The 13877-nt window shown below is 66.1% G+C and carries 15 protein-coding genes; 8 read left to right on the plus strand and 7 right to left on the minus strand.

Going from position 1 to position 13877, the window contains the following annotated elements; translation table 11 throughout:
• Window positions 1–53 precede the first annotated feature (53 nt).
• Complete coding sequence (locus CV103_RS06250) at window positions 54–1433, plus strand: methyl-accepting chemotaxis protein (RefSeq protein ID WP_015459323.1); 1380 nt, start codon at window positions 54–56, stop codon at window positions 1431–1433.
• A 358-nt stretch (window positions 1434–1791) separates the two neighbouring features.
• On the opposite strand, the gene CV103_RS06255 is transcribed toward CV103_RS06250, so the two are convergent.
• The 3 genes from CV103_RS06255 to CV103_RS06265 form a co-directional block, all read right to left on the minus strand.
• On the minus strand, window positions 1792–3204 hold the full coding sequence (locus CV103_RS06255) for a pyruvate dehydrogenase complex E1 component subunit beta (protein WP_107394338.1): 1413 nt from the start codon (window positions 3202–3204) through the stop codon (window positions 1792–1794).
• Window positions 3204–4286, minus strand: a complete 1083-nt coding sequence (gene pdhA / locus CV103_RS06260) for a pyruvate dehydrogenase (acetyl-transferring) E1 component subunit alpha (protein WP_107394339.1) — start codon at window positions 4284–4286, stop codon at window positions 3204–3206. Before pdhA ends, CV103_RS06255 begins: the two co-directional genes overlap by 1 nt.
• 201 nt (window positions 4287–4487) lie before the next feature.
• Window positions 4488–4793 (minus strand): FtsB family cell division protein, encoded by a 306-nt coding sequence (locus tag CV103_RS06265; protein WP_015459320.1) that lies wholly within the window; start codon window positions 4791–4793, stop codon window positions 4488–4490.
• A 167-nt stretch (window positions 4794–4960) separates the two neighbouring features.
• Between CV103_RS06265 and CV103_RS22080 the strand changes: the two genes are divergently transcribed.
• Window positions 4961–5890, plus strand: coding sequence for a hypothetical protein (locus tag CV103_RS22080; protein WP_146163389.1), 930 nt, complete (start codon window positions 4961–4963; stop codon window positions 5888–5890).
• A 68-nt stretch (window positions 5891–5958) separates the two neighbouring features.
• On the opposite strand, the gene eno is transcribed toward CV103_RS22080, so the two are convergent.
• The gene (eno, locus tag CV103_RS06270) at window positions 5959–7236 is read right to left on the minus strand and encodes a phosphopyruvate hydratase (RefSeq protein ID WP_107394340.1); all 1278 of its coding nucleotides are present in this window, start codon (window positions 7234–7236) and stop codon (window positions 5959–5961) included.
• A 168-nt stretch (window positions 7237–7404) separates the two neighbouring features.
• On the opposite strand from eno, the gene CV103_RS06275 reads away from it, so the two are divergent.
• The 6 genes from CV103_RS06275 (at window position 7405) to CV103_RS06300 (ending at window position 10098) form a co-directional block, all read left to right on the plus strand.
• The gene (locus CV103_RS06275) at window positions 7405–7893 is read left to right on the plus strand and encodes a hypothetical protein (RefSeq protein ID WP_107394372.1); all 489 of its coding nucleotides are present in this window, start codon (window positions 7405–7407) and stop codon (window positions 7891–7893) included.
• A gap of 8 nt (window positions 7894–7901) precedes the next feature.
• Window positions 7902–8273, plus strand: coding sequence for a phage holin family protein (locus tag CV103_RS06280; protein ID WP_015459317.1), 372 nt, complete (start codon window positions 7902–7904; stop codon window positions 8271–8273).
• The gene (locus tag CV103_RS06285; protein WP_070932461.1) at window positions 8270–8614 is read left to right on the plus strand and encodes a DUF3618 domain-containing protein; all 345 of its coding nucleotides are present in this window, start codon (window positions 8270–8272) and stop codon (window positions 8612–8614) included. The genes CV103_RS06280 and CV103_RS06285 overlap by 4 nt, the downstream gene beginning before the upstream one ends.
• 42 nt (window positions 8615–8656) lie before the next feature.
• The gene (locus CV103_RS06290) at window positions 8657–9130 is read left to right on the plus strand and encodes an ElaB/YgaM/YqjD family protein (protein WP_015459315.1); all 474 of its coding nucleotides are present in this window, start codon (window positions 8657–8659) and stop codon (window positions 9128–9130) included.
• Between the two features lie 76 nt (window positions 9131–9206).
• The gene (locus CV103_RS06295) at window positions 9207–9803 is read left to right on the plus strand and encodes an MlaC/ttg2D family ABC transporter substrate-binding protein (RefSeq protein ID WP_015459314.1); all 597 of its coding nucleotides are present in this window, start codon (window positions 9207–9209) and stop codon (window positions 9801–9803) included.
• Window positions 9804–9885: 82 nt separating this feature from the next.
• Window positions 9886–10098, plus strand: a complete 213-nt coding sequence (locus CV103_RS06300; RefSeq protein WP_015459313.1) for a DUF4170 domain-containing protein — start codon at window positions 9886–9888, stop codon at window positions 10096–10098.
• Between the two features lie 178 nt (window positions 10099–10276).
• Here CV103_RS06300 and CV103_RS06305 read toward each other — a convergent pair whose 3' ends face one another.
• The 3 genes from CV103_RS06305 to CV103_RS06315 form a co-directional block, all read right to left on the minus strand.
• On the minus strand, window positions 10277–11617 hold the full coding sequence (locus tag CV103_RS06305) for an SPOR domain-containing protein (RefSeq protein ID WP_107394341.1): 1341 nt from the start codon (window positions 11615–11617) through the stop codon (window positions 10277–10279).
• An 815-nt stretch (window positions 11618–12432) separates the two neighbouring features.
• Window positions 12433–13077, minus strand: coding sequence for a hypothetical protein (locus tag CV103_RS06310; RefSeq protein ID WP_107394373.1), 645 nt, complete (start codon window positions 13075–13077; stop codon window positions 12433–12435).
• Window positions 13078–13088: 11 nt separating this feature from the next.
• Window positions 13089–13805 (minus strand): ParA family protein, encoded by a 717-nt coding sequence (locus CV103_RS06315; protein WP_015459310.1) that lies wholly within the window; start codon window positions 13803–13805, stop codon window positions 13089–13091.
• Between the last annotated feature and the right edge of the window lie 72 nt (window positions 13806–13877).

Genomic DNA, 13877 nt, shown 5'->3' on the forward strand with positions numbered 1-13877 from the left:
CGCTTGTTAGGCATCTCCCGCATATTCTCCGTATATTGAACGGGGATAGCCGGATGCAGATTGCACAGACGGTCGTGAAGGCGGCGAAGCTGTCGGGCGACCTTGGGATAAGGACGCTCGATCTCCAGGCGGATATCGCGGCGCTTGCCGAACGGGTTACGGAACAGGCCAATACGGTGGAACGGATCGGCGCGGATGCCGATCGGCTGGAGCGCGATCGCTCGGCCGTGTCGCTCACGGCGCGCGACGCCAAGGAAAAGGCCTCGGCCGCCCGCGACGTGATCGCCGATTCCAGCGCGCGGCTGGATGCCGCCACCGACAATGTCGTCGACCTGATCGAGCAGGTCAGCCAGATCCATGCGGGGCTGGGCAGCTTCAACGCGGCGCTGGCGACCGTCGCCAGCGTGACGGAGGCGATCAGCGAGATTGCCGGCCAGACCAACCTCCTGGCGCTCAACGCCACGATCGAGGCGGCGCGCGCCGGCGATGCCGGGCGCGGTTTCGCCGTGGTGGCGAGCGAGGTGAAGAAGCTCGCCCAGGAAACCGCCGCCGCCACCGCCAAGATCAACGAATCGATCGGCGCGCTCACCGCCGAGGCGCAGGCCATGCTGGCGCGGATCGGCACGGGCGTGGACAAGGCCCGCTCCGCGCACGAAGGCACGCGCGAGATCGAGACGCTGGTCAGCAGCCTCGCCACGCTGATGCGCGGCCTTTCCGACAATAGCGACGCGGTGGCCGGCAGCCTCGAATCGATCGTCGGTTCGGTATCCGGCATCCGCACCGGCCTCGATGCGCTCACCAGCACCTCCAGCGCCAATGCCGCCGATCTCGTGCGGCTCAGCGATCGCCTCAGCCATGTCAGCGACGATACCAACGTGCTGCTGCAGCACATGGCCGAAACCGGGGTCGAGATACCGGACAGCCCCTATGTCCGCTTCGCGCTGGATGCGGCCGGCACCATCGTCGCGGCGCTCGAAGCCGATATCCGCAACGGGCGCATCTCGGCCGAAGCGTTCTTCTCCGATCATTATGAGCCGATCCCCGGCACCGACCCGAAGCAATATCAGCATCCCGCGACCGACCTGATCGTCGCGGCCGCCCGCCCGCATCAGGAAAAGGCGCGCGCGCTTCCGGGCTTCTTCGGCATGTCGCTCACCGATCGCAACACCTTCGGCGCGGTCCAGATGCCCGAACGCTCGCTGCCCCGCCGCGACGACCCCATCTGGAACGCGGAGCACAGCCGCCATCAGGTGTTCTTCGATTATGAGGACCAGCGCATCCAGTGCCGGCTCACCGAGCCCTTCTGGCTCAAGGCCTATCGCCGGCCGGTGGCCGGCGGCGGCGTGATGCTGCTGAAGCAGGTGATCGCATCGATCCATGTCGCCGGCCGCCACTGGGGCATCCTGCAGCTCGCCTATGAGGATCAGGGCTGAGGGCAGGTGAGTTCCCGGCGGGGGCGACCGCTGGGCCTCGAAGTGCCCCACCCCGCCTAAGACTGGAAGGCCGGGGAAGCAGATATTTCGCCGCCCTTCCCCACCCGTCATTCCCGCGCAGGCGGGAATCCATGGATGCGGTTGGCTCGATAGAGTCGATGGCGCCCGACACAATGGATTCCCGCCTGCGCGGGAATGACGGTTTTTGGCGGTATGTCCGGGCGGCCGCCATCCGATGAAGATCGCGGGTAGCGGCCATCGATTTGTCCACACGCAGCCCGGACCAACCAGCCCGGATACGAAAAAGGGGAGGGGCACGCCGGGTGCCCCCCCCTTTTCCTTACCGTCCGAAGATCGCTTAGCGGTAGGTGACCTTCTTGACCGCCGCCACGACATCGTCGGCCTTGATCAGCGCGGCCTTTTCGAGGTTCGCCGCATAAGGCAGCGGCACGTCCTCGTTGGTCACGCGCAGCACCGGCGCGTCGAGATCGTCGAAGCCGTCCTCCATCGCGATCGCCGCGATTTCCGACGCGATCGAGCAGACCGGCCAGCCTTCCTCGACCACCACCATCCGGTTGGTCTTGGCGAGCGACTTCAGCACCGTCGCCTTGTCGAGCGGGCGCAGCGTGCGCAGGTCGATCACTTCGGCGTCGATGCCCTCGGCCGCCAGCTTCTCCGCCGCGTCGAGCGCGACGCCCACGCCGATCGAATAGCTGACGATCGTCACGTCCCGGCCCTCGCGCACGATGCGCGCCTTGCCGATCGGCAGCACATAATCGTCGAGCTTCGGCACCTCGAAGCTGTGGCCGTAGAGCAGCTCGTTCTCGAGGAACACCACCGGATCGGGGCAGCGGATCGCCGCCTTGAGCAGGCCCTTGGCATCGGCCGCGTCATAGGGCGCGATCACGATCAGGCCCGGCACGCTGGCATACCAGGGGCCGTAATTCTGGCTGTGCTGCGCGGCGACGCGGCTGGCGGCGCCGTTGGGGCCGCGGAACACCACCGGGCAGCGCATCTGGCCGCCGGACATATAGTTGGTCTTGGCGGCCGAGTTGATGATGTGGTCGATCGCCTGCATGGCGAAGTTGAACGTCATGAACTCGACGATCGGCTTCAGCCCGCCCATCGCCGCACCGGTGCCGACACCGGCAAAGCCATATTCGGTGATCGGCGTGTCGATGACGCGCCTGTCGCCGAACTCGTCGAGCAGGCCCTGCGTCACCTTGTAGGCGCCCTGATACTGCGCCACTTCCTCGCCCATCACGAAGACGCGATCGTCGGCGCGCATCTCCTCCGCCATGGCGTCGCGCAGCGCCTCGCGCACCGTGGTCTTCACCATCTCGGTGCCCGCGGGGATATCGGGATCGGAAACCGTGGCCGTCTTTTCGGAGGCGAGCTGCCTGGTGCCGGTATCCGCCTTGCGCGGCCCGCCATCCTCGCCGGCGGCGGGCGCCGCCTCGGCCTTGGGCGCTTCCACCTCGGGCTCGGGCGCCTTGGCCGGCGCGGCCTCGACGGCGGAGGCATCCTCGCCCTCGCCGGCGATCAGCGCGATCACCTCGCCCACCTTCACGCCATCGGTGCCCTCGGGGATGACGATCTTCGCGATCGTGCCCTCGTCGACCGCCTCGAACTCCATCGTCGCCTTGTCGGTCTCGATCTCGGCCAGGATGTCGCCGGACTTGACGACATCGCCTTCCTTGACGAGCCACTTGGCAAGCGTCCCTTCCTCCATGGTGGGGGAAAGCGCCGGCATCTTCAGTTCAATCGCCATCAATACTGTCCCACCAGCACGTCGGTATAAAGTTCGGAAAGCTCGGGCTCGGGCGCCTGCTCGGCGAAGTCGGCAGCATCCTGCACGGTCTTGCGGATGTCCTTCTCAAGCTGCTTCAGCTCGTCCTCGGAAACGCCGGCCGCTTCCAGCTCGCGCTTCAGATGCTCGATCGGGTCGGATTTGTCGCGCACCGCCTGCACTTCCTCGCGCGAGCGATATTTGGCCGGGTCCGACATGGAATGGCCGCGATAGCGATAGGTCTTGAGCTCGAGCAGGATCGGCCCCTTGCCGCCGCGCACCCATTCCAACGCTTCCTCGGCCGCGCCGCGCACCGCGAGCACGTCCATGCCGTCCACCTGGATGCCGGGGATGCGGAAGCTCTCGCCCCGGCGGTAGAGCTGGTCCTCCGCCGAAGCGCGGTTCACGCTGGTGCCCATGGCATATTGGTTGTTCTCGATCACGAAGATGATCGGCAGCTTCCACAGCTCCGCCATGTTGAAGCTCTCATAGACCTGGCCCTGGTTGGCCGCGCCGTCGCCGAAATAGGCCAGGCACACGCCGCCGTCGCCGGCATATTTGTGCTTGAAGGCGAGGCCGGTGCCCAGCGACACCTGCGCGCCGACGATGCCGTGGCCGCCGTAGAAGCCATGCTCCACCGAGAACATGTGCATCGAGCCGCCCTTGCCGCGCGAGATGCCGGCTTCGCGGCCGGTCAGCTCCGCCATGATCACCTTGGGATCGATGCCATAGGCCAGCATGTGGCCATGATCGCGATAGCCGGTGATGACGCTGTCCTTGCCCACCGTCAACGCCGATTGCAGGCCCACGGCCACCGCTTCCTGGCCGATATAGAGGTGGCAGAAGCCGCCTATCAGCCCCAGGCCGTAAAGCTGGCCGGCCCTTTCCTCGAACCGGCGGATCAGCAGCATCTGCCGGTAGAAATCCAGCATCTCCTGCTTGGAGGCCTTGTAGCGCACGGGTTCGGCCGGGCGCTCGCGGTTGGATGCGGGGGCGGCGGATGCCGCCGGCTTCCGCGCGGCGGCGGGCGCCTTGCGGGTTCGCGGCTGTGCTGCTTTGGCCAAGCTGGAACGCTCCTGTGGAGAGATACGGATGTCGGGCCGTCTATAGGCCGCGAACACCCGATTCCGCAACGGCACTCGGGGGTTTCGAACGCCATGACAGCGTTGGGAAAGATTCCGTCACGACGACCGGGAAAGGCGTAACGATCTAACGAAAACGAGTCCGAAACGGGCGCGGAGAAGGCGCCCGCCGCCAGCGGAGCATCACTTCGTCACGATGACATATTCGTCCTGGCCGACCATGTCGGTCGCGCCGCGGGTAAGCTCGTCGGCCAGATCGGGATCGCCATGGGAAAGCAGGCGCTTGCGATTCAGCAGCCGCTGCTTCTCGGCCTCCACCTGGGCGAGCTTCACCTTCGCGTCGGCCAGCTGCTTATGATATTCGCCACGCGCCAGCAGGCCGTTCGAACCGAGCACCGCATAGCCGGCGAACATCAGCATCACCAGCACCGCCAGCGTCGGCGCGGCGGCGGTGGCGAGAAGGCGGAAGGGAGAGCGCTTGCGTATCACCCGAATCAGGAATCACTAACACGCCGCCAAGGCAAGCCTGAATCGGCGGAGCGGCTATTTTTACCCTATGAAGTCGCCACCCCATGCACGCCCCCCGGCGAAGGTTGACTCTCTTACAGTCAACGCCGAGAGCCTTGTATTTTAATCAGCTCGGGGGGGGGTCACGCATGGATTCCTTAAGTTCCATACGACAGATTTTACTTACAGCGATGCCGGCATGTGCGCTTTTCCTATCATCCTGCGGGGGCGGAGATAGCGATAGCACTACAACGCCCACGCCCACGCCCACACCCATAGTGGATACATATCCGTCACCGACAGATTATGCTCAGGATTTTTCGTTCGCATCCGACCTTGGCTATGCGTTCACACGCTTTAGAGTCGATGAAGTAGATTATATAATTGCCTCAAACCTAACGAATGATTCGAAATCCGCAAATTTGTCTTATAAAAATTCCCCAGAACAAATCGAACTATCAATTGAAGGTCGCTCCCTTTTCTTTGTAGGGGCGGAGCGCTTCGTAAGCACACCATCTCGTCAATATAATCGCTCCGAAGAGTATCTGCTTATCGGTTTCCACGACCAGATTCGGACACGATACGTGACGGACGTCATTGGGCGGTGGCCAATCGGAAAGCAAATTTGGAATGGCCAAGAGGTTCCGGCATATCGATTTGCCATGGCTTTTTTTGGAAAGCCGTCGAAATCCGGCGGCAGTATTCCAAATTTCTTGGGATATGATGGCTATCCCGTGGTATTCAGCGCCAGCAATGGCGCAACGATCATGCTCCAACCTGGGCCAGCAAGTTGGTCCATAACACCGTCAAAGACCGATGCCCCCGTAAGCGGCTCGGTACCACTCGCAATATCTGAAGAAAATACGGTGAAACCCGTTGCCATGCTCCAGGTGAGCGGCAACTTCGATAGCACAACGAACGAAATTCGCGGTCGCCTGTTCGATGCCGAGAATGATTTCCAGGGCACTTTTCGAGGGAAACTATACGGCCCCGACCGCGCCGAAATGGCGGCCGTATTCGAGTTTTCACAGAAATCCAGTGGATTATATTATTTGGGTCATTTTACAGGCAAGCGCTGACGGCAATATTGTCTTTGCACCTTGATGCCCTCGCTTAACATCAGAGCATCAAGGTGCAAAATAGCGGCTCAGCCTTGGAAGATCGAGCGGCCCGCGTAGCGCGAGACGAAGCCCAGTTCCTCCTCGATGCGGAGCAGCTGGTTATATTTGGCCAGCCGGTCCGAACGGGCCATCGACCCGGTCTTGATCTGTCCGCAATTGGTGGCGACGGCGAGGTCGGCGATGGTCGCGTCCTCGGTCTCGCCCGAGCGGTGCGACATGACGGCGGTGTAGCCGACGCGCTGCGCGGTGGAGACGGCCTCCAGCGTTTCGGACAGCGTGCCGATCTGGTTCACCTTCACCAGCAGCGAATTGGCGAGGCCGTCCCTGATGCCCTGGCGCAGGCGTTCCGGGTTGGTGACGAACAGGTCGTCGCCGACGAGCTGCACCTTGTCGCCGATCTTGTCGGTCAGGATCTTCCAGCCTTCGAAATCATCCTCGCCCATGCCGTCCTCGATCGACTTGATCGGGTAGCGGGCGCAGAGATCGGCGAGGTAATCGGCCATTTCGGCGGGCGAGCGCTTCACGCCTTCGCCCTCGAAATCATAGACGCCGTTCTTGAAGAATTCGGTCGCCGCGCAGTCGAGCGCCAGGACCACATCATCACCCGGCTTGTATCCGGCCTTCTCGATGCTCGCCATGATGAAGTCGAGCGCGGCCGGCGCGGAGGCGAGGTTCGGCGCGAAGCCGCCTTCGTCGCCCACCGCCGTCGCCAGGCCCTTGTCGTGCAGCGCCTTCTTCAGCGTGTGGAAGATTTCCGATCCGCAGCGCAGCGCCTCGGCCAGGCTTTCCGCGCCGACCGGCATGATCATGAATTCCTGGAAATCGATCGGATTATCGGCATGGACGCCGCCGTTGATGATGTTCATCATCGGCACCGGCAGCACATGGGCGGCGGTGCCGCCGACATAGCGATAGAGCGGCAGGCCGCGCGCATCGGCAGCGGCCTTCGCCACGGCAAGGCTGACGCCCAGGATCGCGTTCGCGCCCAGCCGGCCCTTGTTGGGCGTGCCGTCGAGATCGATCATCACCGCGTCGATTTCCTGCTGGTCCTCGGCGTCGATGCCGGTCACGGCCTCGGCGATCTCGCCGTTCACCGCGTCGATCGCGGCGCTCACGCCCTTGCCCTGCCAGCGGCTCTTGTCGCCGTCCCGCTTCTCGACGGCCTCGTGCGCGCCGGTGGAGGCGCCCGACGGCACGGCGGCGCGGCCGAAGCTGCCGTCCTCCAGCGTCACGTCAACCTCGACGGTGGGATTGCCCCGGCTGTCGATGATCTGCCGGGCGTGGACGTCGATGATCGCAGTCATTTCGGAATCGCACCTTTTTCTGGACGCTGGATGGCCCGCGCTCTATCCGCAGGAGGAGCGATAGGCAACGCTTCGCCGGCCGTGTAGCGAATGGTTTCGCGGCGGAACATCCGGGCAGGGGCGGATGTTGGAGAAGCGGACAGCGAAACGCTTTCGACGGAGACGCACATGCCCACGACCCCGGATTCCACCGAAAAGCCGAACCAGCTGGCCACGCCCAACGCCGCCGAGATCGATATCAATCCCACCGGATCGAAGGCGCGTGAAGCCTTTGCCGCGGCGAAGGAAAAGGTCGGCGAGCAGGCGAGCGACTTCAAGGAGCAGGCCACCGGCAAGGCCCGCGATTATGCCGCGATCGGCAAGGAGAAGGCCGTCGAGGGGCTGGATAGCGTCACCCGCCTGATGGACGACGCGGCCAGCACCATCGACGACAAGGTCGGCGCGCAATATGGCGATTATGCCCGCAAGGCGGCCTCCGCCGTATCCAACGTCGCGACATCGCTGCGCTCCAAGGATGTGGACGAGTTGCTCGAGGATGCCCGCACCGTCGTCCGCAAATCCCCGGCGCTCGCGATCGGCGCCGCCGTTGCCGTCGGCTTCGTCCTCGCCCGGCTGGTGAGGGCCGGCAAGGATGGCGGGCAGGACAAATCGGCCTGAGCATCGCGATGGCGGGGGCGAAGGAACCAGGCACTTCGATCGGCGAGCTCTTCAATCGCGCCGTCGATCAGGGGGGGGAGCTGATCCGCGCCGAGCTGGCGGTCTATCGCCGGCTCGCCATCCGCCGCGCGCTGGCCGCAAGGCTGGCGGTGGCGCTGATGCTGGCCGGCGTGCTCATCGCCCTCGGCTCCGCCAGCGCGCTGATGATCGGCTTCGCGATCGGCCTCGCGCGCTTCATCGGCCCGGTGGGCGGCGGGATCGTCGCGGGGCTCGCCGGTTTCCTCGTCGCCGGCCTGCTGGTGCGCGAGGGGTTGAAGCGCCTGCCGACGGTCGCGCCGCCGGAAGAGGATGAGCCGACGCAAGCGGAGCGGGACCGGTGATCGGCGACGAAGCGGATATCGCCAATGCGCGCGCCCGCGCCGCCGCCGCCCGCGCGCGGCTCGGCAGCACGCTGGGCGAGATCCAGGCAAGGCTCAATCCAAAGGCGTTGGCGCGCGAGGCATGGGACGAATTGCGCGAGCATGGCGAGGAGCTGGCGGCCGAGGCGCTGGCGGCCGCGAAGGAGAAGCCGGCGCGCACTGCCGCCATCGCCGGCGGCGTCGCGCTGTTCCTTGCCCGCAAGCCCATCGTGCGGGGCATCATGCACCTGCTGGCGAAACGAGACGAAGCGGGGACGGACGAGGAAACCGCCGCCGCCCCGAACGGTTCTGGCGAAGACTGACCCAATCGCGCCGGCCCGCCCGGCGGAACGAGGAGACGAGCGATGAGCAACAGCGTGAAGGACAGCGCCGAACGGGCGGGCGCCTATGCCAGCGAGAAGCTGAGCGAGGCCAAGGATCAGCTGCGCGAACGGGCGCACAATACCCGCGTCGCCGCGTCCGAAGCGCTGGAAAGCGCGCGGGAGAAGGCATCCGAGGCGAAATCGGCGACGATCCAGGGGATCGAGGACAATCCCGTCGCGGCGCTTGTCGCCGGCATCGCGATCGGCGCGGTTGTGGGCGCGCTCCTGCCGCGCGGTGAGCGCGAGAAGGCGGCGCTGGCGCCGGTCGGCGGCAAGCTCAACGAAGCCGCGCGCGTGGCGATCGCCGCCGCCAAGGAAGCCGGGCGCGAAACTCTGGACGACCTCGGCATCAACAAGGATGCGGCGTCCCAGCAGGTGGGTAAGCTGTTCGAAGCCGCCACCCGATCGGCGGGCGCCGCCGGCAGCGCCGCGGTCAACGCCGTCAAGAATCACTGATATTCAAGCCCGGTTCACCGATCCGGGGCGAAAGCCGCGGCAGAACCAAATCCGGAGCGACAGAAGAATGATTTCGATGCGTATCCCGTTCACCGCCGCGACGATCGCGCTGGCCGGTCTTGCCGCCCCGATCGCGCTGGCGACGCCGGCGTCCGCCGCCGCGATCAACAATCAGGATCCGCAGGCCTTCATCTCCGGGCTTTCGCAGGAAGGCTTCGGCGCGCTGCGCGGCGGCAACCGGGCGGCCGCCAAGGTCAAGTTCCGCGATCTCCTCTCCCAGCATTTCGCGATCGACCAGATCGGCGATCGGCTGATCCGCCGCTGGAAGCCGACGCTGAAGCCCGATCAGCTTGCCGCCTACCAGGCCGCGCTGCCCAATTACGTGATCGGCATCTATGCCGACCGGCTGTTCGAATATGCCGATGCCGATCTCAAGGTCATCCGGTCCCAGCCGGCCGCGAACGGCGCCGCCGTCGTCACCCAGGTGGTGAAGAAGGGCCAGCAGCCCATCACCGCCATCTGGTCCGTCACCAAGACGCCGGCCGGCTACAAGGTTTCGAACCTCACCGTCGCCGGCATCAACCTGGCGCTTACCCAGGCGGCCGATTTCGACGCCTATATCCAGCGCAACGGCTTCGACAAGCTCGTCGCGTTCATGAAGTCCAAGGGCTGAGGCGCAGGCGCCGGCCCTCGTGATTGTTGCGGTGCGGCGTCCGTGCTAGGCGGGCGCCAAACCCACAATTAGGGACATGATGATGAGCAAGATGCACCTTGTTTTCGGGGGTCGCGTTAAGGATCCCCGCACGCTGGAATTCGAGGATCTGAACGCGATCGACGTCGTCGGCTTCTTCGACGATTACGAGTCGGCGGAAAAGGCCTGGCGCGGGGCGGCCCAGCGCACGGTGGACGATGCCGAGATGAAATATGTGGTGGTCCATCTCCATCGGCTGCTTCAGCCGGAGATGTAAGGAAATTCCTGCGGCGCGGCCGGCAGGGGTTATTCCGTCTTCCCCGCCAAGGCGGGGAAGACGGCCGGACTTTCGCCCTCTCCTATCCGATCAGGAAAATTCGCAGGCGCGACGCTAGCCGGAAATCGCGGCAAGGGGAATAGCCCTTGCGATCGGCCCGTCGGCGCGCGCCGGCCGTTCAGCGCGAGGCGAGCTGCCGGCCGCCCCCGGCGGACGTTGCGGACGCCCAGCGCAGCGGACGATCGCCAAGCGCCGCGCGCACGAAGCATTCGCCGCCCTTCAGGCGCACCTTCTCGCAAAGATCGATCGCGGCGGCGCGGGTCTGGAAGCCGCCGAGGCTGAGGCGATAGACGGTGCCGGCCCGTTCCAGATCGAACGCGCTGCTGGACGGCACATAATCCGCGATCATCTGGACGCGCGCGGCGATGCGGCTCCAGGCCGTCTCCACCCGCGCGGCGGTGCTGTAGGCGCCGAGCTGGACGACGAAGCCGCCCTCGCTCGCCACGCGCTGGATCGGGAGCGAAGCCTGCCGCAGGGCCGGTTCGGGCGCGACGAAGGCGGCCCGGACGGGCCTGGCCGGCGGCGGGGCCAGCATCGCCGGCACGGCGACGGGCGTTACCGATGGAGCCGTCGCCTTCAGCAGCGGCGGCAAGGCTTCCGGTTCGAGATTGGCGGCCAGCTCGGCCGGCGGAGAAGCCGGGGCTTCCGCGATCGCCGGCTCCTCGGGCGGTGACGGCTGCTCCACGGCCGCCGTGCGCACGGGTTCGGCCTGCGGGGCGAGCGCGAGGGCGACGGGCTGGCCGCTGTCGAGATGGGGGCTGATGCCGAGCACGCCGGCCACCTGATCCCAGCTGCGGCTGGGGCGGGAGAACATCGCCCATTCGAGCATGCGGCGGCCGACCTGTTCGGCCGGAAGATCCTGGGCGGCGACGGCGCGGGCTTCATCCCAGCGGCGGGCGAGCGCGTAGCCGAGGCCGAGATTCTGGCGGGTGCGGGCATCGGCACCGGGCGCGCGGGCGGCGGCCTCGAGGATCGGAACCGCGCGCTCGACATCGCCGGCCAGCGCAAAGGCCAGGCCGCGATCGCTTTCGCCGACCTTGCCCTCGAGCTGGTCGAGCAGGCGGAGCGCGCCGGAGGCATCGCCCAGCGCGATCCGGGCCAGCGCCAGGTTCAGGCCGGCCACGGGCTGATCGGGATCGAGGCTCAGCGCATCGGCGAAGGCGGTCTGCGCCGAGACGAAGCGGCCGGCGAGGAGGTAGGACTGGCCGAGAACTGCGCGATAGGCGGGATTGCGCGGATCGGCGGCGACCGATCGTTCCGCCTCGGCAACGGCCTTCGCCGCGTCTCGGGCCTGGAGCGCGGCGCGCGCCTTGGCGGCGGCGCGGGCACCGTCGCGCGCATCGGGCACGGCCGTGGACGAGAGCGTCGCCGGCCGCGATCCCGCCGGCTTGCAGCCGACGGTGACGAGCGCGAGGAGGGCGGCTGAGGCCGAAAGCTGAAGCAGGACCCTGGACTTCATCACAACGCTTCCCTGAACAATGACGGCCTGAACAATGACGGCCCGAACAATGACGGCCCGAACAATGACGGCCCGAACAATGACGGCCCGAACAATGACGGCCCGAACAATGACGGCCCGAACAATGACGGCCCGAACAATGACGGCCCGAACAATGACGGCCCGAACAATGACGGCCCGAACAATGACGGCCCGAACAATGACGGCCCGAACAATGACGGCCCGAACAATGACGGCCCGAACAATGACGGCCCGAACAATGACGGCCCGAACAATGACGGCCCGAACAATGACGGCCCGAACAATGACGGCCCGAACAATGACGGCCCGAACAATGACGGCCCGAACAATGACGGCCCGAACAATGACGGCCCGAACAATGACGGCCCGAACAATGACGGCCCGAACAATGACGGCCCGAACAATGACGGCCCGAACAATGACGGCCCGAACAATGACGGCCCGAACAATGACGGCCCGAACAATGACGGCCCGAACAATGACGGCCCGAACAATGACGGCCCGAACAATGACGGCCCGAACAATGACGGCCCGAACAATGACGGCCCGAACAATGACGGCCCGAACAATGACGGCCCGAACAATGACGGCCCGAACAATGACGGCCCGAACAATGACGGCCCGAACAATGACGGCCCGAACAATGACGGCCCGAACAATGACGGCCCGAACAATGACGGCCCGAACAATGACGGCCCGAACAATGACGGCCCGAACAATGACGGCCCGAACAATGACGGCCCGAACAATGACGGCCCGAACAATGACGGCCCGAACAATATGGACGATACCGGTCAGGCGGATGGCGCCCCGCCCGGCACATTCTGGGCGAGCGCATCGAGGCCGGGGATATCCGCCAGATAGGCATCGAGCGCGTTGATCAGCAGCCGCTGGGCCGAACGATGGCCGACCGCGCAGGCCAGCCGGAGCCGGAGATGACGTTCGGGATCGAGCCGCAGGGTGAAGGCCGCCTTGGCGCGCGAGCCGGGCGCCGCCTTGGTGCGGGTGCCGACGCGCGTGCCGTGCGCCTTCGAGCGGGCCGCCTTGCGCGCGCGCGCGGCTGCGACCGGCGCAACCTCCGCCACGACCGGCGATTCGATTGCGGCGGCCGGGGCCTCAACAGCAACCGCATCGTCAGGAGCGGGAATGGCGGCGCCGAATTCCTGCGCGATCACCTCCTGCTGGCGATGGACGACGGGAGGCGCGGGCTCAAACACGGGCGATCCGGCATCCTCGTCGCCGGAGAGCGGGGTGAGGAAGGACACTGCCGGCTGGGGGCGTTCCTCCTCTGCCGCGCGGAAGCTGCCCATGTCGTTCCAGCCGAGATCGTCATGCGAGGGGGTAAGCGCATGGCCCTGCGGGCGCATGGCCGGCCGCGCGAAGCCCTTGCGGGCGAGCAGGCCGGAGGTGAGGGAGGCGAAGGGACGCGATTCGCTCATCATCATCCCCCTCAGTGCTGGACCACGCGGCGGCCGAAGCCACCCATGGGCCGCGCGCTGCCGGTGACCGCGATCTGGCCGGGCGCGGCGAACACGGTGCGGCGAAAATTCTTCTCGAGCCGATCGGAGACGTAGCTCCAAAGGGCCTCGACCTCAGCGGCCGACTTGCTCTTGGGATCGACCTCCATCACGGTGCGGCCGTCGATCATCGAGGCGGCGAAATCGGTGCGGTGATGCAGGGTCACAGGCGCGACGGTGCCGTGCTGCGACAGCGCCACCGCCGCCTCATAGGTGATCTTGGCCTTGGGCGTCGCGGCATTGACCACGAAGATCAGCGGCTTGCCGGCGCGATCGCACAGATCGACGGTGGCGCCGACGGCGCGCAGATCGTGCGGGCTGGGCCGCGTGGGGATGACGACCAGCTCCGCCACCTGGATCACGCTCTGGATCGCGACGGTGATCGCCGGCGGCGTATCGATCACGGCGAGGCGGAAGCCCTGCTGGCGCAGCATCTCCAGATCGGCGGCGAGCCGCGCGACCGTGGTCTGCGCATAGGCCGGCATGTCATCCTGCCGTTCGTTCCACCAATCGGCCAGCGAGCCCTGGGGATCGATATCGATCAGCACCACCGGCCCCGCGCCCGCGCGCTGCGCCTGAACCGCCAGATGGCCGGAAAGCGTGGTCTTGCCGGACCCGCCCTTCTGCGATGCCAGCGCCAATACCCGCATATCCAATCCCCAATAACCGTCGCTATCGCAACGAATGCCACCGGGCGGCCTAAAAGTTCGTTAAATTGCGGG

The sequence above is a fragment of the Edaphosphingomonas fennica genome (assembly GCF_003034225.1).
In the GTDB taxonomy this organism is placed as follows: Bacteria; Pseudomonadota; Alphaproteobacteria; order Sphingomonadales; family Sphingomonadaceae; genus Sphingomonas_E; species Sphingomonas_E fennica.

Excerpts from the sequence above, each read along its gene's own strand:
- CV103_RS06250 (WP_015459323.1), top strand. The coding sequence starts at position 54 with ATGCAGATTGCACAGACGGTCGTGAAGGCGGCGAAGCTGTCGGGCGAC.
- CV103_RS06255 (WP_107394338.1), bottom strand. The coding sequence starts at position 3,204 with ATGGCGATTGAACTGAAGATGCCGGCGCTTTCCCCCACCATGGAGGAA.
- CV103_RS22080 (WP_146163389.1), top strand. The coding sequence starts at position 4,961 with ATGGATTCCTTAAGTTCCATACGACAGATTTTACTTACAGCGATGCCG.
- eno (WP_107394340.1), bottom strand. The coding sequence starts at position 7,236 with ATGACTGCGATCATCGACGTCCACGCCCGGCAGATCATCGACAGCCGG.
- CV103_RS06275 (WP_107394372.1), top strand. The coding sequence starts at position 7,405 with ATGCCCACGACCCCGGATTCCACCGAAAAGCCGAACCAGCTGGCCACG.
- CV103_RS06280 (WP_015459317.1), top strand. The coding sequence starts at position 7,902 with ATGGCGGGGGCGAAGGAACCAGGCACTTCGATCGGCGAGCTCTTCAAT.
- CV103_RS06290 (WP_015459315.1), top strand. The coding sequence starts at position 8,657 with ATGAGCAACAGCGTGAAGGACAGCGCCGAACGGGCGGGCGCCTATGCC.
- CV103_RS06295 (WP_015459314.1), top strand. The coding sequence starts at position 9,207 with ATGCGTATCCCGTTCACCGCCGCGACGATCGCGCTGGCCGGTCTTGCC.
- CV103_RS06300 (WP_015459313.1), top strand. The coding sequence starts at position 9,886 with ATGAGCAAGATGCACCTTGTTTTCGGGGGTCGCGTTAAGGATCCCCGC.
- CV103_RS06305 (WP_107394341.1), bottom strand. The coding sequence starts at position 11,617 with ATGAAGTCCAGGGTCCTGCTTCAGCTTTCGGCCTCAGCCGCCCTCCTC.
- CV103_RS06310 (WP_107394373.1), bottom strand. The coding sequence starts at position 13,077 with ATGAGCGAATCGCGTCCCTTCGCCTCCCTCACCTCCGGCCTGCTCGCC.
- CV103_RS06315 (WP_015459310.1), bottom strand. The coding sequence starts at position 13,805 with ATGCGGGTATTGGCGCTGGCATCGCAGAAGGGCGGGTCCGGCAAGACC.